Origin of the sequence: Mucilaginibacter defluvii, assembly GCF_039543225.1 — a bacterium.
In the GTDB taxonomy this organism is placed as follows: domain Bacteria; phylum Bacteroidota; class Bacteroidia; order Sphingobacteriales; family Sphingobacteriaceae; genus Mucilaginibacter; species Mucilaginibacter defluvii.
The window spans coordinates 89,332-108,086 of sequence record NZ_BAABJI010000004.1; the positions used below are offsets into that span (position 1 = coordinate 89,332).

At 44.8% G+C, this 18,755-nt stretch carries 19 protein-coding genes; 4 read left to right on the forward strand and 15 right to left on the reverse strand.

The window, feature by feature from the left end:
• Position 1 precedes the first annotated feature (1 nt).
• Genes ABD960_RS17310 through ABD960_RS17325 form a run of 4 tightly spaced genes read right to left on the reverse strand, consistent with a single transcriptional unit; the run spans position 2 to position 2,352 of the window.
• Positions 2-268, reverse strand: coding sequence for a cytochrome b5 domain-containing protein (locus tag ABD960_RS17310; protein ID WP_345333085.1), 267 nt, complete (start codon positions 266-268; stop codon positions 2-4).
• Positions 261-941, reverse strand: coding sequence for a lycopene cyclase domain-containing protein (locus tag ABD960_RS17315; RefSeq protein WP_345333087.1), 681 nt, complete (start codon positions 939-941; stop codon positions 261-263). Before ABD960_RS17315 ends, ABD960_RS17310 begins: the two co-directional genes overlap by 8 nt.
• Positions 938-1,477, reverse strand: coding sequence for a hypothetical protein (locus ABD960_RS17320; RefSeq protein ID WP_345333089.1), 540 nt, complete (start codon positions 1,475-1,477; stop codon positions 938-940). Before ABD960_RS17320 ends, ABD960_RS17315 begins: the two co-directional genes overlap by 4 nt.
• Entirely contained in the window at positions 1,477-2,352 is an 876-nt protein-coding gene (locus ABD960_RS17325) for a phytoene/squalene synthase family protein (protein WP_345333091.1), read from the reverse strand. The genes ABD960_RS17320 and ABD960_RS17325 overlap by 1 nt, the downstream gene beginning before the upstream one ends.
• A gap of 53 nt (positions 2,353-2,405) precedes the next feature.
• Here ABD960_RS17325 and ABD960_RS17330 point away from each other — a divergent pair, with 53 nt between their 5' ends.
• Positions 2,406-3,899 (forward strand): phytoene desaturase family protein, encoded by a 1,494-nt coding sequence (locus tag ABD960_RS17330; RefSeq protein ID WP_345333093.1) that lies wholly within the window; start codon positions 2,406-2,408, stop codon positions 3,897-3,899.
• A gap of 27 nt (positions 3,900-3,926) precedes the next feature.
• The gene (locus ABD960_RS17335; protein ID WP_345333095.1) at positions 3,927-5,114 is read left to right on the forward strand and encodes a class I SAM-dependent rRNA methyltransferase; all 1,188 of its coding nucleotides are present in this window, start codon (positions 3,927-3,929) and stop codon (positions 5,112-5,114) included.
• Between the two features lie 4 nt (positions 5,115-5,118).
• On the opposite strand, the gene ABD960_RS17340 is transcribed toward ABD960_RS17335, so the two are convergent.
• The 5 genes from ABD960_RS17340 to murB all read right to left on the reverse strand — a co-directional run bounded on the left by ABD960_RS17340 (position 5,119) and on the right by murB (position 11,206).
• A complete protein-coding gene (locus ABD960_RS17340; RefSeq protein ID WP_345333097.1) occupies positions 5,119-5,703 on the reverse strand; it encodes a Crp/Fnr family transcriptional regulator in 585 nt (194 codons plus the stop codon).
• Between the two features lie 129 nt (positions 5,704-5,832).
• Entirely contained in the window at positions 5,833-6,609 is a 777-nt protein-coding gene (locus ABD960_RS17345) for an SDR family NAD(P)-dependent oxidoreductase (RefSeq protein WP_345333099.1), read from the reverse strand.
• A gap of 179 nt (positions 6,610-6,788) precedes the next feature.
• The gene (locus tag ABD960_RS17350) at positions 6,789-9,203 is read right to left on the reverse strand and encodes a TonB-dependent siderophore receptor (RefSeq protein ID WP_345333101.1); all 2,415 of its coding nucleotides are present in this window, start codon (positions 9,201-9,203) and stop codon (positions 6,789-6,791) included.
• 157 nt (positions 9,204-9,360) lie between these two features.
• The gene (locus ABD960_RS17355; RefSeq protein ID WP_345333103.1) at positions 9,361-9,900 is read right to left on the reverse strand and encodes an RNA polymerase sigma factor; all 540 of its coding nucleotides are present in this window, start codon (positions 9,898-9,900) and stop codon (positions 9,361-9,363) included.
• A 277-nt stretch (positions 9,901-10,177) separates the two neighbouring features.
• Positions 10,178-11,206, reverse strand: a complete 1,029-nt coding sequence (gene murB, locus ABD960_RS17360; protein WP_345333105.1) for a UDP-N-acetylmuramate dehydrogenase — start codon at positions 11,204-11,206, stop codon at positions 10,178-10,180.
• A gap of 99 nt (positions 11,207-11,305) precedes the next feature.
• On the opposite strand from murB, the gene ABD960_RS17365 reads away from it, so the two are divergent.
• On the forward strand, positions 11,306-11,518 hold the full coding sequence (locus ABD960_RS17365) for a hypothetical protein (RefSeq protein WP_345333107.1): 213 nt from the start codon (positions 11,306-11,308) through the stop codon (positions 11,516-11,518).
• Complete coding sequence (locus ABD960_RS17370) at positions 11,508-11,921, forward strand: putative toxin-antitoxin system toxin component, PIN family (protein ID WP_345333109.1); 414 nt, start codon at positions 11,508-11,510, stop codon at positions 11,919-11,921. Before ABD960_RS17365 ends, ABD960_RS17370 begins: the two co-directional genes overlap by 11 nt.
• Before the next feature lie 9 nt (positions 11,922-11,930).
• On the opposite strand, the gene ABD960_RS17375 is transcribed toward ABD960_RS17370, so the two are convergent.
• The 6 genes from ABD960_RS17375 to ABD960_RS17400 form a co-directional block, all read right to left on the reverse strand.
• A complete protein-coding gene (locus ABD960_RS17375) occupies positions 11,931-13,244 on the reverse strand; it encodes a cryptochrome/photolyase family protein (RefSeq protein WP_345333111.1) in 1,314 nt (437 codons plus the stop codon).
• Positions 13,234-14,142, reverse strand: a complete 909-nt coding sequence (locus ABD960_RS17380) for a TIGR01777 family oxidoreductase (protein WP_345333113.1) — start codon at positions 14,140-14,142, stop codon at positions 13,234-13,236. The genes ABD960_RS17375 and ABD960_RS17380 overlap by 11 nt, the downstream gene beginning before the upstream one ends.
• Before the next feature lie 6 nt (positions 14,143-14,148).
• Positions 14,149-15,612, reverse strand: a complete 1,464-nt coding sequence (locus tag ABD960_RS17385) for an SDR family oxidoreductase (protein WP_345333115.1) — start codon at positions 15,610-15,612, stop codon at positions 14,149-14,151.
• A gap of 115 nt (positions 15,613-15,727) precedes the next feature.
• Positions 15,728-15,922: a hypothetical protein gene (locus tag ABD960_RS17390; RefSeq protein ID WP_345333117.1), complete on the reverse strand. Its 195-nt coding sequence runs from the start codon at positions 15,920-15,922 to the stop codon at positions 15,728-15,730.
• Positions 15,923-15,994: 72 nt separating this feature from the next.
• Complete coding sequence (locus tag ABD960_RS17395; RefSeq protein WP_345333119.1) at positions 15,995-17,626, reverse strand: glycosyltransferase family 39 protein; 1,632 nt, start codon at positions 17,624-17,626, stop codon at positions 15,995-15,997.
• Between the two features lie 113 nt (positions 17,627-17,739).
• Positions 17,740-18,627, reverse strand: a complete 888-nt coding sequence (locus ABD960_RS17400; RefSeq protein WP_345333121.1) for a DUF4349 domain-containing protein — start codon at positions 18,625-18,627, stop codon at positions 17,740-17,742.
• Positions 18,628-18,755 lie beyond the last annotated feature (128 nt).

The window sequence follows — 18,755 nt, forward strand, 5'->3', positions numbered from 1 at the left end:
TTTAAGCTCCCCCTTTAGGGGGCAGGGGGGCTGGGCTTAGTCTCCCCACCCGCTCAAACTTCTCAAAAACGGTTTGTGTATGCGGGGCATCGGCCAGTTCTTCGGTCAAATCCTGCCCTGCCCAATGTTCGTAGTGTTTGCCGTTGCGCCAAAGGCGGCTTTCGGTTACATCGTAAATAATGCCCTGGTAAGCTACCCATATCTGCGGCTTATCCTGCCCGTTGCGGAGCGCTAATTGCGAGCGAGTATATTGCGGAAGGTTATCCATTGGCTTTGCGGTGCTTGAAATACTCAAAAAAGCCAACATTCATCGCTAGCAAGGCCAGCGAGTAAAAATGATCCTCAAACGGAATAGTTCCAACACTGATGCCTAAATTCTCGGCATCGTTATATAAAACAACCGGTATCGAGGTAAGCAAACCATTCACAATATAAAACGGCAATAACGATACTATATAGGCCATGTAAAACCTCGACAGCCACTCTGCCCTTATCATAAACTGCAGATAGACAATCAGTACAAACAGCAACCCGAATGTAACCGTGGTGTACAAACGGTCATGATACAGGATTAGCAAAACTGCCGAAAGAATAAGCAGCAGGTTTGATAAGATACGCGTGAGCCTGATGTTGGGCGACCACTTTACGTAGTAGTTAAGGCAGGCGTAGATAAATATGCAGGCAAAAGGTACGGTCAAAAAAAACAGTATTTCCTCTAGCGGTAAACCATAAAATTTAATGCCGATGATACGCTCCTGGCTGAACCACCATACACCTTTTACGGTAAACAATACATCCCAAAACAAAAATACCAAACCCGTGATACCCATCCCCGGCCAAATATAACGCCAGCTTTTGGCAAACTGCACCCGCTTATCAAACGACAGTACAACCGGGAAAAAGATGGTCAAAAAATTAATGATGAGGTATGTGTACTTCACTTTAAGGCGGCTAATTGCTTGTGTAAATACTCATTCTCGGTAGCGGTACACCTTTTTGATTCGATCAGGAATTTTACAGTGGTACGTATCAAGTCTGTATCCTCTTCCTTATAGTTTTTCTTTTTAATTTGTTCAATAATGGTCTTGCGGTCGTTCTCCAGGTTTTTATGATAACCCAAGAAACCAGGCACGTTATGCTCTACCGAAAAACGCATAAACCTTATCTCAATATTATGCGGATCAGCGGCTACCGCTTCAGCATACGTTTTTTCGGAAGCGTTGAGGTATTTCAGTTTAGTAAACGGGTTCCAGGCGTGTATGGCTTTAAGCGCCTGCAAAGTGGCCATATAGCCTGTTATCAAGGCATTTTTATGCTTAGTGGCGTCCAGCGCGTTGTAAAGCGAATCGGTAGTTTTACTGCTTTTAAGCGCGGTTAACAGTTGCTTGCGTATTACTTCAGGGTCGTGCTCGTTTGCCCTTGCCCGGTTAATGCCAATGCTTAAAAACAGTAAACAACTTAATACGAGTACCTTCATCAAATAGCCTTAAGTTTTTGCTGCATTACAGCCTGTGCAAATAACGCTATTTTTCTGGTATCTGATACGCGCACCCGTTTTTGCAGAATATGATCCACCGGGGTTGTGCTGATTTTTTTGAACAATTGCTTGTAATAAGTATAGGCAATGTAAACACCCAGCTTGCAGCCAACAGGTAGCATTTTGATACCCTCGTATCCCATATCAAAGTCACGCTGTATATCCTGCTCAATTTCCTGTTTATCGCACTCGGTAAATTTATCAAAGTTTACATTGGGGAAGTAGGTACGGCCGCGCTCTTCTTTATCGGCTTTAACATCCCGCAAAAAGTTTACTTTTTGGAAAGCCGAACCCAGCGCGCACGCATGAGACACCAATGCCCGGTATTGCGCATCATTACCTTCGCAAAAAACGCGCAGGCACATTAAACCCACTACTTCGGCCGAGCCATAAATGTATGCCTTATAACCATCTTCATCATAAGTGTTGGCATACAGATCCATCTCCATAGATGTTAAAAATGCGTCGATCAGATCGGCTTCGATGCCATAATGATTTACTACTACCTGGAAGGCATGTAAAACAGGATTCAAGCTGATGCGCTCCTCAATAGCTTTGAAGGTATCGGCCCTGAAAGTGGCTATCAATTTGGCTTTATCAAAATCGTGAAAGGTATCTACAATTTCATCAGCATAGCGTACAAAACCGTAAATAGCATATATAGGATCCCTGAACTTTGGCGAAAAAGCTTTTATACCCAGGCTGAAAGAGGTACTGTATTTATTGGTGATCAGTCGGCTACAATCAAAACAGGTACTGTCGTAAAGCTGCATCATAATTTGAGGGTTACCGTAAATGTACAAATTGCAGTTCATTTTGTTTGTTAACGGCTCAAACAATTTGCCTACTTTGGGTTATTAGAGTGAACATGCTTAAAAGTAAAATTGCCGTTATCGGATCGGGTTTCGCAGGCTTAAGCGCCGCCTGCGTTTTAGCCAAACAAGGGTATGATGTAACCATATACGAGAAGAACAGTCAGCCCGGGGGCCGGGCGCAGGTTTGGGAAACGCAGGGCTTCCGTTTTGATATGGGCCCGAGCTGGTACTGGATGCCCGATGTTTTTGAGGATTTCTTAGCGCAATTTGGCAAAAAGCCAGCTGATTACTACCAGCTAAAGCGGCTTGATCCGGGCTATCGCGTTTATTTTGGCAAGGATGACCTTTTAGATGTACCGGCAGATATGGCCGAACTGGAAGCCATGTTCGAGGCGATTGAACCGGGTAGCAGCGAAAAGCTCCGGCAGTTTTTAAAGCAGGCCGAATATAAATATAAGGTCGGCATGGGCGAGTATGTGTTCAAACCCTCGCACTCAATAACCGAATACTTTGATCTTAACCTGATCAAAAAAAGCCTGGGCATTCAATTGCTCACCAGTATGAGTAAGCACTTACGTAAGTACTTTCGTAATTCTAAGCTGATTAAACTACTCGAGTTTCCGGTGCTATTTTTAGGCGCTACGCCGCAAAACACGCCCGCCATGTACAGCATGATGAACTATGCCGACCTGGCGTTAGGCACCTGGTACCCGATGGGCGGCATGAATGAGATAGTTAAAGCGATGGTTAACCTGGCGCAGGATTTAGGCGTAACCATAAAACTTGATACTGAAGTAAAGCATTTGCGGGTAGATGTTGGCAAGGTTACCGCCATTGAAACCGACAAGGGTAATTTTACGGCAGATGTGGTTGTGGCTGGCGCCGATTACGAACATGTGGATCAGAAACTGATAGACAAACCGTTCCGTAACTACACGGAAAAATACTGGGATAGCCGTACCATGTCGCCATCGAGCCTGCTGTTTTACATCGGCCTTAACAAAAAGGTGGGCGATATAAAACACCATAACTTGTTTTTTGATGAGGATTTTGATAAGCATGCCCACGAAATTTATACCGAGCCGCAATGGCCATCAAAGCCGTTGTTTTACGCCTCGTGCCCATCAAAAACGGATAACAGCGTAGCGCCCGAGGGCTGCGAGAACATGTTTTTCCTGATGCCATTGGCGCCGGGCCTATTGGATAGCGAGGCCATGCGCGAAAAATATTTCGACTTAATGGTGAACCGCTTTGAGGCAATAACCGGCGAAAGCATCCGGGATGCCATTGTGGTAAAACGAAGCTACGCGATGAATGACTTTAAGGCCGATTATCACTCTTATAAAGGCAACGCTTACGGCCTGGCAAATACCTTAAAGCAAACCGCCTTTTTAAAACCGGCCATGCGCGCTAAACATATTAAAAACTTACTGTACACCGGGCAGCTTACCGTACCCGGACCAGGCGTTCCGCCGGCTATTATATCGGGCAGGGTGGTTGCCGCCGAGGTACAAAAGCTGATAAAGACCGAGGTTAAGCAACCATAACACATTGTAATTGCTACCTTTGCGCCTATGGTTGACGTTATATTAAAAAAGGGCAAAGAAAAAGCGGTATTACAACGCCACCCCTGGGTGTTCTCGGGCGCTATAGAGCGGGTTAAAGGCAAACCCGCCAATGGCGACGTAGTACGGCTGGTATCTGCCCAGGGTACCTTTATGGCCTATGGTTTTTATAACGATAAATCGCGCGTGGCGCTCCGGCTACTGGAATGGAACGAGGAAGTGCCGGTTGACGAAGCCTGGTTTCGCGCCAAAGTTGCCGATGCTGTTAACGCCCGCCGCCATGTGCTTGCTGATGGCGAAAACAACACCTGCCGGCTAATATTCAGCGAGGCTGATTACCTGCCCGGGCTGATTGTTGACAAATATGCCGATCACCTGGCCGTACAGGTACTTACATCGGGCATTGAAAACAATATGCCGGTTATTATAGATGAATTGCAAAAGCTACTCCACCCAAAAAGTATTTTTGATAAAAGCGACGCTTCATCGCGCCAGCATGAGGGTTTAGTTACCGAAAATAAACTGCTTTGGGGTAGCCAGCCACCCGAACTGGTTGAGGTGAAAGAGAACGGTATAACCTATGGCATCAACATCGCCGAAGGGCAAAAATCAGGCTTTTACTGCGACCAGCGCGATAACCGCTGCATACTGGCATCGTACGCTAAAGGCAAAAAGGTGCTGGATTGCTTTTCGTACACCGGTGGTTTCACTTTAAACAGCCTGAAAAGTGAAGCTGCTTCTGTTACCAGCGTGGATAGCTCGGCATTGGCCGTTGAAACCCTGAACGAGAATATCCGACTGAATAATTTTGATGCGGCCAAGCATCAGGCTATTAAGGCCGATGTGAACAGCCAGCTCCGCCGCTTTAAAGACGACGGCGAAAAGTTCGATGTGATTGTGCTCGATCCGCCAAAGTATGCGCCATCCCGCTCGGCGTTAGACAGGGCTTCACGCGCTTACAAAGATCTGAACCGTATTGCTATGCTGCTGCTTAACGATGGCGGCCTGCTGGCTACCTTTTCCTGCTCAGGCGCTATGGATATGGAGACCTTTAAACAGGTGCTGGCCTGGGCCGCCCTTGATGCGGGCAAGCAGGTACAGTTCATCCACCAGTTTTGCCAGCCGGAAGATCACCCGGTGCGCTCTTCATTCCCGGAAGGTGAATATTTAAAGGGACTGCTTTGCAGGGTGTTTTAAAGATTTAACTATTCAATTTAACATTTTGATGCCTGACGCGGCTCAGCGTTTCGCGCGATACGCCTAAGTAAGACGCTATCATATGCAAGGGAACCCGGCGGTGTATCAACGGATGTTTTTTGATAAATTCAAAATACCTTTCTTCCGCGGACTGACTGATACTACTAAAAATCCGGTTCTGGCTGGCATCAAAGCACCTTGCATCCAGCAAATCTTTCATACGTTTAAACGCGGGTATGTTTTGGCACAGCGCATCCATATCCGCTTTACTAATCATGAGCACTTCGCTATCAACCAGCGCGTCAACATTTCCCTTTGCAGGTTCACCAAAATTATAACTCTCATAATCAGCTATCCACCAATTTTCAACGGCAAAGCGTAAAATATGCTCTGATCCGTCATCACCTATCCGGAACAGCCGCAAACATCCGCTAACAACAAAGCAATTATACTTGCTTACCGTACCTTCGTGCAATAAATACTGACGTTTGCGCAACCTGCGCGGTATGGCCACCTGCTTTACAGCCGCTAAATCCTCGGGGGTGAAGTTTTCTTTTTCGGTAAGATAACGGGCAAGTACATCAAACATAGCTAAGTTGCTTTTAACAAAGCTATTTAAAATACTATTCCATATTTATGAGCATTGAAAATATGGAGCTACGCTGACCGAACAATTATAACCGGGTATAAATTTTTATACCCGGTTTTTTTTAAAGTATTATCTGTCCTGCATCATTAAACTGATGTTGGTAACGCCGCCATCGGCGAGTAACTCGGTACCGAGCATAAAGGACGACTCATCGGACGCCAGGAAAACCGCCGCATTACCAATATCAGCAGGCCGGCCAATGCGACCAAGCGGAATATCTTTTACCCATGCTTGCTTTACCTCGTCAACCATGCCTTCAGGCACCAATTTATCAAATACAGGAGTGTCAATAGTTCCCGGCGAAAGTACGTTCACCCTGATCTTTCTGTTCAATAAATCTAATGACAAGCCACGCGCCAAAGATATCACTGCCGCCTTTGCCGCACTGTAAATAGCCATACCCGGAAACGCCCGGTGCGCCGCGGTTGAGCCAATCAGTATTATCGAAGCGCCATCCTGCAAGTAAGGCAATGCCTTTTGCACGGTAAAGTAAACACTCTTCAGGTTGAGGTTCATAAATTTATCGTAACTGCTTTCATCCGTATCCGCTATAGCGCCCATGCGCGCACCGTCAACCACACCGCCTGCATTTACTACCAGCACATCTATCTTACCCAATTGGTTAAATGTTTGACTGAACAGCGCTTCAAGGTCATCCATTTTTGTAACATCTCCTTTAATCCCATTAAAATGGCCGCCAAGCGCATATACCGCCTCATTTAAGGTCGCTTCATTTCGCCCGTTAATAACGCCTTTTGCACCTTCAAGTTTAAATGCCTGCGCTATACCGTAACCAATACCGCTATTACCCCCGGTAACCACGGCTACTTTATTTTTCAATCTCATTGCATAATTTTTGTTGATCAAAGTTGCGTTAACAACGGGGACCGCAACAAGGAGATATGCCTCAAAATCGTGGTGACAAATGTCACAAAACAGCGTTAGATGGAATAGCAAAAGGCATAAACACAAAAGCGGGCGCAGTATAATTACTACGCCCGCCCGGTATTTAGCAGTGGCAGCTGTTAAAATTTGTAGGTAATGTTGGCTACTACAGCGCGTGGCATTTGCGGCTCCACGGTAGTCCAGCCTTTAAAGTATTCTTTATTGGTAAGGTTATCCACTTTTAAACCAATGCGGTATTTTGCAGCGTTGTAAAAAATGGTAGCGTTAAGCACGGTGTACGATGGCAGCGTGAATTCGCCGGTACGCAAATCATTAGTAATTATGTTTTTACCGGCATAGTTACCGCCAAAACCGGCACCCCAACCTTTTAATACGCCGGTTGGCTGCGTATAGCTGATCCAGGCATTAACCAGGTCAGCAGGGCCTGCGCTTACCGGCCTTCTGTTAACCACGGTCGGGTCAGCCTTGGTAAACTTGCTGTTGTTGTGGCTGTAACCAGCCACAATGTTAAGGCCGTTTACCGGGTTGGCAATCAGGTCGAGCTCAAAGCCTTTACTTTTTTGCGTACCATCCTGTATAGTAATGTTGTAGGTTTGGCCATCGCGAACAATAGCCTCGGTACGCGTAGTATTGTTTACCGATATATCATAGTAGCTTGCGGTCAGGCTTAATTTTCCTCTGAAAGCATCAAGTTTAACACCACCCTCTATCTGGTTTGCCTGTTGAGGCTTAAACACGCCTGATACATCAGCAAGCGGCTGAGTTACCGGCGCTACGTTTCTGAAAGCATTCATGTAGTTACCAAATACCGATACCTGATCTTTAACCACTTGGTAAACCAAACCAAATTTTGGTGATACGGCAGTTTGTTTGTATTCGCCGGTTACCGCGTTTGTTAATTTGTTATAAGTGCCGCGGCTATCAAAACGATCCACGCGTACGCTCGCCATAGCTAACAAACGATCGGTTACATTAAATACATCCGAGAGATAAGCGCTGTATACATTTACATTGGTACGGTTTTTTGTAAAGCCGGTAGTAGCTGCACCTAAACGGGTTATTAAAGCCTGCTTATTAAGGCCAACATAACGCGGATCATTAATTGATGAGTTTACCTGATCAAACAAAATATATGGCGAATTATCATTATCCGTTATCTGGTTCAGGTAATCAAGCCCCACTACTACACGGTTACGTTTACCGGCAATATTAAAATCGCCGATGAAATTTTGCTGCACATCGATAGCTGTACTTGTTGAATTGAGTATGCTGGCGTAACGATTGAGTAATGTATCGCTCGCACCGATGTACATAATGTACTGGTTAACGCCGTCAGACTTACGTATGCTGCGTGAAAAACTGGTTTGCGAGGTCCACTCATTGCTCAGCTTATAGGTTGCCAAACCACGAACGTTAACCGTTGGATTTTTGTAAGTAATATCATTCGCGGTGTACGAGCGTTTGAAATCAAAATTCAGTTGCTCTGGCGTACGGGCAATAAGCTGCCTGCCCCTGTTCAGGAAAACCATAAGGGCGTTGGTACCTTCATAGTTGTAGAACTCCGCATCGAGGTTTAAGGTTAACTTATCGCTGGCGCGATATTCAAATGATGGCGCGGCAAAAAACGATCTGCGGAAACCGGCATCCTGAAAACTGCTTTGATAATGGTAGGCTGCATTAACACGGGCCAGTAATTTCTTGTCAGCCGATACAGGTCCGTAAATGTCCGCATTGATACGGCTCAGGCCGAAGTTACCGGTTGAATAACCAACTGAACCACCTAAGGTATCAATAGGGCGCTTGGTTACAATGTTTATTAAACCACCAAAGTTGGTTAACGCGCCGCCGTATAATGTACCTGAGGGTCCTTTTATTACTTCGATACGCTCGATGTTTGACGGATCAAGATCACCATTGGTTAAGCCCGCTATACCATTGATGATGCTGGGCTGCGTAGCAAAACCACGCAGCGTGTAATATGCTGCACCGTCAGACGCACGGCCTGTTGACGACCATAATTTATCAAGGCCCGAAGTATTTTTTAAAGCATCGTTAAAGTTGGTATTAATTTGTTGCACCATCAGCTCCTTGGTAATGCTGGTATAAACCTGCGGATTTTCAAGATTATTTAACGGCAGCTTTGAAACATAAGGGCTTTTTTTAACCACCAGGCGATTGGTTTTCCCTGCGGTAATATTTACAGCTTCTAATTCTGATACGCTGGCGCTGATGGTAATAGGCGATAATTTCTGCGTTTTTGAAGCCTCAATGGTAACTTGCTGTTCCTGGCTATTACTGCCTACCTGCGATACAACCAGGGTATAACTTGCAGCCGGAGCCTTGATACTGAACTCGCCTTTATCGTTAGTTAAGGCACCATAACGCGTACCTTTCAGGTTAATGGAAACGCCTTCGGCGGGTTGTTCATCAGAAGTAAGCACAGTACCTTTAATAGTTCCGTTTGACTGGGCGTTAATATCCGTAACTAAAAACAGCAAACCTGTGATGAGTAAAAGCTGATAAAAATATTTCATTTATTTAGACTTAGTTTAAATTATGCCGCGAAAGTAGCGCTTTTTAACTGCTCGATCAAGTCTAATTTTGAATTATTCTAAATAGGGTTTATCTCATAAAAAAACCCGCCATATAGCGGGTTTTTTTATTTATATATGTTGAGTTTAAAATGTGCTTTTATTCAGCTTCGGCATAAACCGGTTTTGCAATACCGTTATCATACGCTTTAAGGTTTTTCTTTAACAGCTTGCGGGCTACGTGAATGCGGGTTTTAACCGTACCGATAGGGATATCCAGATGATCGGCAATCTCGTGGTACTTATGGCCCTCAAAATACATGGTGAAAGGCACATAATACTCTGCCGGTAATTTATCAAGGGCGCGTTTAATATCGTCCATCACAAATTTTGATTCACCATCATTTTTTGTTGAACTGAATACCAGGTTTGGTGAAGATATCTCGTCGCTTTTTGTTACGAAGGTGCTCATCTTAACAAAACGGCGGTAGTTATTAATAAAGGTGTTTTTCATGATTGTGTATAACCACCCTTTTAAATTGGTACCTTCTTTAAACTTGTTGTAGTAAGTTATCGCTTTTAACATGGTGTCTTGCACCAGGTCGTTGGCATCGTCAGCATCGTGCGTAAAATGTAAAGCGTATGAACGCAGTGAACTTGCTTGACGTAGTACCAGGGTGTTAAACTCAATCTTAGTCATAGTAGTAGTTGTTAATGTGATTGAGTAGGGACAATTATAATACCACTTTGGAAAACTTATAACAAAAGGCTGCTTTAAGGAAATAAAGTGCAACTAAAACGTTCAATTACGTATGCAACTTTAATAAATTCTTAATATTAGCCGGTTTAAGAGTACTATTAAGTGTACACATATATAGAATGCAGTGTAGTTTATAACAGAATATATAAACTAAAACCACCGATGAGCGGTTAATGATGCCGCATGTGAGATGTAATAAGTATAAGTCAAATGATCATTAGGCCGGATCACCCACGATATTTACTTCGCGCTCCAACTTAACGCCAAATTTAGCGTACACACTGTCTATAATCGCCGACGACAGATCGTAAACTTCCTGGCCGGTAGCTCCGCCATGATTAACTAATACCAGCGCCTGGTTTTTCCAGGTGCCGGTATTTCCAACTACTTTTCCGCGCCAACCGCACTGCTCAATCAACCAGCCCGCTGCTAACTTTACAAACCCGTCACCCGCCGGATAGTTTACCAAATCCGGGTGATTTTTTATTAACAAACGGAACTTATTCACATCAATAACCGGGTTTTTAAAAAAACTCCCGGCGTTACCTATGGTTGATGGGTCAGGCAGTTTAGAAACGCGTATATGCGCTACCACTTCAGATACATCCTTAATAGTAGGGTTGGTTATACCGCGGGCAGCCAATTCCTGCTCGATAGCGCCATATTTTAAATTGAGCCGCGGCGTTAGCGATAGTTTATATTTTACCGATGTGATGATGTACTGCCCTTTCAGCTCGCTTTTGAAAACACTTTCGCGGTAACCGAATTTACAGTCGGCATGCGTAAAGGTTTTGATTTGGCCGGTAGCTATTTCAAATGCGCGGCAGCTTTCAAATACATCCTTAATCTCTACCCCGTAGGCGCCGATATTTTGTATGGGCGATGCACCTACCGAGCCGGGGATAAGGCTCAAGTTTTCCATACCGGCAAAGCCGCGGTCAACACAAAAGTTTACCAAATCATTCCATACCTCGCCGCCGCCGGCCTCAACAATAACTTCATCGTCGTTAATGCGATGCTCAATACCACGAATGTTGATGCGGATAACCAAACCATCAAAGTTTGACACCATAAGCATATTACTGCCGCCGCCTAATACCAGTCGGGGGATGCTGTGCCATTTAGCATCTGCAAATAATTCAGCTAACTCATCTTCGCGGTTAATTTCAACATAATATCTGGCATAAGCCTCTATTCCGAACGTATTAAGATGTTTCAGAGAAGTATTTTCCTGTATTTGCAGCATGGCACAAATGTCGGGATTTTTTCTTTGTAACGATCATTTTTGTACATCCTGCGTTAGGCATACAATTGTATGCCCGGCTTATTTATTGTAAATTTGATTATGGCAACGTTAAAGATAAATGTAGTAAATCCCAAAGCAATGAAATTGCTGCACGATCTGGCGGAATTGAATTTAATCACTATTCAAGAGAATGCCGATAATGGATTTCAACGCATCCTCAAAAAATTGCGCTCCAACAATAGCGACACCCCGGATTTAGAAGAGATAACCAAACAAGTTGAAATTGTGCGAAAAAGGCGTCATGAAAAATAAGCGTATACGTTTAATTCTTGACACCAATCTATGGGTTAGCTTTTTGATAACCAAGAACTATACAAAACTCGATGATCTTTTATTTAAGCATAAGGTTACTTTAATATTCAGTGAAGAACTTTTATCAGAGTTTGATGAAGTAACCAGCCGACCTAAACTTAGAAGATATTTTTCGAAGCCTGATATCGAAAACTTATTGGAAGTGATAGAAGAATATGCTGAAATTGTAACAGTGAGTACCGAGATAGACTTATGCCGTGACAAAAAAGACAATTTCCTTTTATCTCTTGCCGTTGATGCACAGGCTGACTACTTAGTTACAGGCGATAATGACCTGCTATCAATTAAGCAAATTGAAAATACAGCTATATTAACCATAGCTGAGCTATTTGATTCGATATAATAAACACCATCACTTCCGCAACGCATCCTTAAAAGCCTTTAATACCCTTTCGCGGGCTTCCTTGTGGTCAACTATGGGTTTGGGATATTTGGTAAAGTCGGCGTACTCGGGCACCCACTTTTTAACGTATTCCAGCTTAGGGTCAAATCTTTTTTGTTGCGATTCAGGATTGAATATCCTAAAATAGGGCGCGGCATCGGTACCCGATCCGGCTGCCCATTGCCAGCCGCCAACGTTGCTGGCCATTTCATAATCCAGCAACTTTTCGGCAAAATAATGCTCGCCACGGCGCCAGTCAATCAATAAATCCTTACTTAAAAAACTGGCCGTAACCATGCGGATGCGGTTGTGCATGTAGCCGGTTTCATTCATCTCGCGCATACCGGCATCAACGAGTGGGTAACCTGTACGGCCCTCGCACCAGGCTTTAAAGTGCTCTTCGTTATTTACCCATTGAATGCGATCGTACTCAGGCCTGAAGGCATGATCCATAGTATGCGGAAAATGGTGTAACACCATCATATAAAACTCGCGCCAGATCAGTTCATTCAGCCAGGTTTTCTCCTTACATTCATTGGCATCAGCGGCCAACTGTCGTATGCTTACCGTACCAAAACGCAGGTGAATGCCCATGCGCGATGTACCCGGAATAGCCGGATAATCGCGTGTTTTGGCGTAATCATCCATTACATCCCTGTACTTTTTATCCGGAAATTGCTGATCACTTTTCTCAAAACCCATTTCCTTTAAGGCCGGTATCGCCGAGGCTTTAAATGTATGCAGGTTTTTAAAATACTTTTTGTTGGGATATGGTTTTAAATAGAACGGCTTCAGCGTTTGCAGCCAGCGCTTTTTATACGGCGTAAATACGGTGTAGGGTTTGCCATCATCCTTGAGTACTTCGTCGCGCTCAAAAATCACCTGGTCTTTATAGGTGTTTAGTGCTATGTCGTGCTTTTTGAGCAAATTGGCAATATCCCCATCACGCTTGGTGGCATAAGGTTCATAATCGTGGTTAGTGTAAACCGCGGCTACATTATGTTCTTCTATAAGATGCTTAAATGCCTTTTCGGGCGTATCATAAAACACCAGCAGATCTGATTGATGCTCTTTCAGTTCGGCTTTCAATTCTTCAATCACCTGATAGATGAAGGTTACGCGGGCGTCCTTTCTATCTCTCAAATCATCGAGTATCTCCGGGTCAAATATAAATATGGGCAATACCGGGTTGCCACTTTTCAGGGCGCGGTACAGTCCGGCATTATCATCAAGGCGCAGATCGCGCCGGAACCAGAATACAGAAACAGGTTGCTTATCGGCCATAAATATCGGTCAATGCTTTATCAATACTATCAAACTTAAAATGGAAACCGGCCTGCTCAATTTTATCAGCCGATGCTTTGGTGCTGCCCAACACCAGCGTACTCATTTCGCCCAAAGCCAGTTTGAGCGCAAAGGCCGGCACATTAGGCAGCCATAAGGGTTTATTTAATTGTTTGGCCACTGCTTGGGTAAGCTGTTTATTGGTAACCGGGTTAGGGGCAGCCATATTGTATACCCCGCTTAACTCCTGCTCAATAGCGAACAAGTACATACCGGCTACATCCTGCCAGTGTATCCAGGGCATCCATTGCCTGCCGTTGCCCAGGGCCGCGCCAAAGCCCAACTTTACAGGTGCCGATAGCTTGGGTAGTGCCCCGGCGTGCTTGTCCAGCACCACCCCGGTACGGAATTTAGCTACCCTGAGCCCGAGCTTTTCCCCTTCGTCAACCGCTTGTTCCCATAGCACACAGCACCGGCCTAAAAAATCATTGGCGGGCGGGTTTTCCTCTGTGAGAAGTTCGTCGCCGCGGTCGCTGTAATAGCCAATGCCCGATGCTGATATTACGAACCGAACCTTGTTTGATTTGCGTTTTAACAGATCATAAACCAAAGCGATGGATTTAGTACGGCTTTCAATAATTACTTTTTTGCGCTCTTCCGTCCAGCGTTCATCGGCAATACCTGCGCCTGCCAGGTGGATGATGGTATCAACCCCATCGATGCAGGCTTCGTCAATTACACCTTTATTTACATCCCAGCGGTAAGTTTGCACACGGTTGTCTTTACCTTCGCCCCTGCTTAAATGGCTAACGTTGTAGCCTTTGCTCAAAAGCAGGTCGGTAAGTTGCTTGCCCAGCCCGCCGGAGCCGCCGGTTATTAATATCTTCTTATTGGTCATGTATAATTATTTGCCGGGGTTGGTGTTGCGTGTATCTTCAAACTGCACAATTTGTTTTGCCATGCCATTAAATATAAAAAGGTGAAAAGGCCACATCATATACCAGTAAGCCCTGCCCCATAAACCGTTAGGCCTGAAGGTGGCTATCTGGCTCAAAAACTTTTTGCCCTTTCTTTCAATAATCTTAAACTCCAGCCAGGCCTCTCCGGGCAATTTCATTTCGGCATATAATAAAAGGCGTTTATTCAGTTTATCGGCCAGCAGTACACGCCAAAAATCAATCACATCGCCCGGTTCAATGTTGTTGCCGCTGGTGCGCCCCCGGCGCGAACCCACCCCGCCAAACAGCTTATCCAAAAATCCGCGTATGCTCCAAATCCAGTCCCAGTAATACCAGCCCCGGTCGCCGCCAATAGCCCAGATGTTCTTCTCCACTTTCTCGCTATCCACCTCAAAAGGCAGCTTAACCTTATATTCCAATGTGCCGTTTTGCGGAACCTTGATCTGGTCCATAAACTCAGATTTCAGATAGCCGCCGTTCAGCGCATCCTTCCAGCTTGATACGATAGAGTTTTGCTCGATTTTCTCAAAAGCCAGCTCGAGGCTTTCCTCATAGGTAAGGCAATTGCGGGGTACAGCATCATCAATAGCATGATCGCGCATAATGGTTTCGTTCTTCATGCTCTCTACCAAACTATTGGCCAGCGAGTAATTTACAGAGGTTACAAAATACAACCAGTATGATGATAACTTAGGCGATAAAAATGGAATAGTTACAATGTGGCGCTTTAAGCCTCTCACTTTAGCATACCTCAGCATCATCTCCTTAAAGCTAAGCACATCGGGCCCGCCAATATCAAAGGTTTTGCCCATTGCCTGCTCGTTCAAGGCAACGCCTTCCAGGTAACCCAATACATCTCGTATACCAATAGGCTGGCAGCGTGTTTTAACCCATTTGGGTACGGTCATCAGCGGGAGTTTCTCTGTCAGGTCGCGGATAATTTCGAACGATGAACTACCGGAGCCAATAATGATGGATGCCCGTAATACCGTTACCGGCGCTTTGCCCTCGCGCAACACATCCTCAACATGCTTGCGCGATAGCAGGTGTTTGGATAAGTTACTGTCGTTAACAATCCCGCTTAAAAATATAACCTGTTTGCAGTTTGTTTTATCGAGCTTTTGGATGAAGTTGTGGGCAGATAAGGCCTCGAGCTCAGCAAAATCCGGTGCCTGCGACATGGAATGTACCAGGTAATAAGCCGCGTCGATATCCTTCGGGAAATCCTCAATGTCTTTTTCGCGCAGCAAATCGCCTTTAATGAGCGACACGCGGTCGCTAAAATCGCTTTGCTCATGAAAGCGCCGCTTATCGCGCACCAGGCATACCACGTTGTGCCCCTTCTCCAGCAGCACCGGGATCAGCCTCGTTCCTATATATCCGTTAGCACCGGCAAGTAACACCTTCATGCTTTATTGAACAACATAAAAGCAAAAAAGTGTTTGCCGCTGCTTATAACCAACAGGAATAAAAAAAGCGCCTATGCAAATGCACGGCGCTTTCAAATATCTTAAATGGTATGGTTTACTGCTTACCCAGTATAGCGAAAACAGCTTTTAAAGCGATGATAGTGCCGATAACAATGGCAATGTTTGATACCCATGAGTATATAGCCGCGTCACCTGCGAAACGGAAGAAACAGCCGAACAGACCGATCACGATAGCAACGATCAGTAATTTGTAGTGCCCTTCGGCATTTGCATTTTCCATTGAATTCATAACAGAAATATTTTTTTATCCGGCACAAAAATAAAAATTTATCCTACAATACCCACACCGGGTTAAACATTTTTAACGGACCGAAAAATCGTATAGCGTAACATCAACATCGGTTGATGCTTTCGCGTCATCCGGATGATAGCTCATAACCGGTTTCGCCATACGCTCCAGGTGCTGATGAAACAACTGTGGCCCGTTATTTTCCTTATAATACCAGGCCGGGTCGCCAATAAAATCACCTATCGGAATATCCATGTGGTTATGTTGTATGATCCACACACGCTTTTTTCCTTTGAACGGCGACAGATCGCGATCCACCAGCGCGAAGTAATCATGAAAGTTTGATACCCGGTGCCGGTAATCCACCCCTTCAATTGCTTTAAACTTTAACGGGTATACCTGCCTATAAAAAATATATCCCGGCAGGTTATTCCAATAAATGTACACTTCGTCGCCTGGTTGATAATGATCATTAAGATAAGTAAGCGCTTCGCGCTGAAATGACTTTTTATAATCTCCGAAAAGGTAGGTATGCGCTGTTTGCGCGATGGTATTTTTAACCGGACCAAACACCAGCATAAGCCCGAGCACCGCCAAAGCAACCCGCGAACGGTAGGGCCGCTGACTGAAAAAATCAACACCCGAGGCCAGCAGCAGCATAAAAAGCGGAGCCAGAAATAAGGTTAGCCGCTCGTGAAACGGGTAAAGTTTTAATGCTGATGCGGCAAATACGATGAAAAAAGAAAAGGCAACGATGAGCAGTAACTGTTTTTTGCCGCGATAAAGCTGCCATATACCCAAAGCTACAAGAAGTAGCGGTACAAATATCATGCGGAGCAGGGCTTGTTGCAGCACCCCGGCGTTATACACATTCATCCAGCTCAAACCCATCGGGTAATTGAGGAATGATACCATGCGCTTAACCACCCACGGTAAGGCATGGCCGGAGATCGGCATAAAAGAATCGTGATAAACGAAAAAGTAAACCAGCCAGCCCGTATCGCTATCCTTATGCGTAAAAAGTACGTAGTTTATAATAAAGCTGCCAAACCACAAGGCAAACACCGGCAACACCCCTATCAGTTGGTTATATTGTTTTTTTAGCAGATAAGTTAAGCCGATAGCGCCCGCCATAGCAGCCATTACAAATATCGACGCGAATGAGAACCACACAACGACGGCTCCCCATACTCCCCAAATCAGTCGCTCTTTAAGTGTTAGCTTCCCGTTATATTTAATGTACAGGTACAGCAGCAAAATTACCGAGAAGAGTTCAACTGAATATTGCTTCGCTTCTACCGAGTGGTACAGCGTAATCGGCCCGAAAGCCAATAAGGCCATCGCCACTACCGCACCCGCCGCTTTCAGCAATTTTGTTATCACCGGCACAAATACCAATAGCGAGAGTACACCGCAAATAAAAGGGAACAAGCGCAGCGGCAGCTCATGTGTACCCAATACCAACGTAATACTTTTTACCACCAGCAGATAACCCAATGGCGCCTTTTGCTGAAAAGGTAACGGCTTGGTTAGCACATCACCCAGATTGTACTCTGCAAAACCGGTTGAGAGGTACACCTCATCCTCCCACAGCGACCGGTTATCAACCAGGTGATAAACGCGCAGGGCTATACCCAGCGCAATAATTATCCATAATAAATTTTTGCTGCTAAAATAATTTTTGCGCAAGGCACTCTCGGGCATAAAGCTTAAAATATAGGATGGCTTAAAAATAAGGCATTTAGCGCTCACTCCATGCAAAAAGCGCCCAAATTGAGGCGCTTTTTCGTACAACTAAAAATTGTATTAACTATTATTTACACTACAGGTTTCGCCGTGCCTTTATCAGCAAATAAAACCGGGTGCTTACGCTTGTAATACCTGTATATCATCCACATAGCCACAGCCATAATTACAAATACCCATAAGTTGGCGAGGGCGATGAATACCTCTGCAAAAATGTGCATACCGTTAACAATAGCTTGTTTGAGCCGCAAACCGAAACCTGTATTATAAACGGCGGGGTTAGTGTTGGGTATGCGTTCTTTCAGTATGGTATTGTTCTCAAAAAAGCTAAGACTTACGGTGCTGTATTTAACAGCGGCGTCAATACGTTTAGTATTAATTTGCTCGTCAACCAGGGCGTCTTTAAAAATCAATACATCCTGCGGGTTCTTCAATTTTATAGTGCCCTGCTTATGCTGTTTAACCAGTTCCTTGCGGCTATCCATTCGCAATTGCGATTCAAGATAAGTAAGCGTATTATCCTCAATATCCATATCGCTAACCGTGGTGTATACGCCCAGCCTGTTCACGGCAGTTACAAAGGCCGTCAGGTGTTCGGCAGGTACCTTAACCGTCATATCGGCATGAGTGTCAAATACCGATACCCGCATTACCGAGTCATCGTCCAGCTCCACTTCCTTCAGCCGTTCCACCTCCGACCGTAAATGATGGTTCATCACCATACCTCTATAATGTTGCGTAAGCCCTGTAACCTCTTCTCCTACCTTACGTACATTTTTCACCTTGAAGTTCAAGTCAGCCGTTTTTATCAGCTTTTGATCTATTGTAGAAACGCTATCCGCCGCCACCAACGCCGTGTCGCTGCTGGTGTTATCCAAGGCCCTGTAATCACCATTGTTACTGCATGAGTATAGCATCACCGCTGCGCACAGCAGTGCAAATAAAACTTTGATTTTCATAATGTTATAGGTTTTTTATGTTAATACCGGATAGGTGGAAAAGGTAACCTGTATCCGCAATTGGTAACCCGGATGTTACAGATTATCAGGACTTAATTTTTACCGGCAAACATCATGAAATAAAAATG

Excerpts from the sequence above, each read along its gene's own strand:
- ABD960_RS17385 (WP_345333115.1), bottom strand. The coding sequence starts at position 15,612 with ATGAAGGTGTTACTTGCCGGTGCTAACGGATATATAGGAACGAGGCTG.
- ABD960_RS17355 (WP_345333103.1), bottom strand. The coding sequence starts at position 9,900 with ATGACTAAGATTGAGTTTAACACCCTGGTACTACGTCAAGCAAGTTCA.
- ABD960_RS17380 (WP_345333113.1), bottom strand. The coding sequence starts at position 14,142 with ATGACCAATAAGAAGATATTAATAACCGGCGGCTCCGGCGGGCTGGGC.
- ABD960_RS17365 (WP_345333107.1), top strand. The coding sequence starts at position 11,306 with ATGGCAACGTTAAAGATAAATGTAGTAAATCCCAAAGCAATGAAATTG.
- ABD960_RS17330 (WP_345333093.1), top strand. The coding sequence starts at position 2,406 with ATGCTTAAAAGTAAAATTGCCGTTATCGGATCGGGTTTCGCAGGCTTA.
- ABD960_RS17325 (WP_345333091.1), bottom strand. The coding sequence starts at position 2,352 with ATGAACTGCAATTTGTACATTTACGGTAACCCTCAAATTATGATGCAG.
- ABD960_RS17375 (WP_345333111.1), bottom strand. The coding sequence starts at position 13,244 with ATGGCCGATAAGCAACCTGTTTCTGTATTCTGGTTCCGGCGCGATCTG.
- ABD960_RS17350 (WP_345333101.1), bottom strand. The coding sequence starts at position 9,203 with ATGAAATATTTTTATCAGCTTTTACTCATCACAGGTTTGCTGTTTTTA.
- ABD960_RS17395 (WP_345333119.1), bottom strand. The coding sequence starts at position 17,626 with ATGCCCGAGAGTGCCTTGCGCAAAAATTATTTTAGCAGCAAAAATTTA.
- ABD960_RS17310 (WP_345333085.1), bottom strand. The coding sequence starts at position 268 with ATGGATAACCTTCCGCAATATACTCGCTCGCAATTAGCGCTCCGCAAC.
- ABD960_RS17340 (WP_345333097.1), bottom strand. The coding sequence starts at position 5,703 with ATGTTTGATGTACTTGCCCGTTATCTTACCGAAAAAGAAAACTTCACC.
- ABD960_RS17370 (WP_345333109.1), top strand. The coding sequence starts at position 11,508 with ATGAAAAATAAGCGTATACGTTTAATTCTTGACACCAATCTATGGGTT.
- ABD960_RS17400 (WP_345333121.1), bottom strand. The coding sequence starts at position 18,627 with ATGAAAATCAAAGTTTTATTTGCACTGCTGTGCGCAGCGGTGATGCTA.
- ABD960_RS17390 (WP_345333117.1), bottom strand. The coding sequence starts at position 15,922 with ATGAATTCAATGGAAAATGCAAATGCCGAAGGGCACTACAAATTACTG.
- ABD960_RS17345 (WP_345333099.1), bottom strand. The coding sequence starts at position 6,609 with ATGAGATTGAAAAATAAAGTAGCCGTGGTTACCGGGGGTAATAGCGGT.
- ABD960_RS17335 (WP_345333095.1), top strand. The coding sequence starts at position 3,927 with ATGGTTGACGTTATATTAAAAAAGGGCAAAGAAAAAGCGGTATTACAA.
- ABD960_RS17320 (WP_345333089.1), bottom strand. The coding sequence starts at position 1,477 with ATGAAGGTACTCGTATTAAGTTGTTTACTGTTTTTAAGCATTGGCATT.
- murB (WP_345333105.1), bottom strand. The coding sequence starts at position 11,206 with ATGCTGCAAATACAGGAAAATACTTCTCTGAAACATCTTAATACGTTC.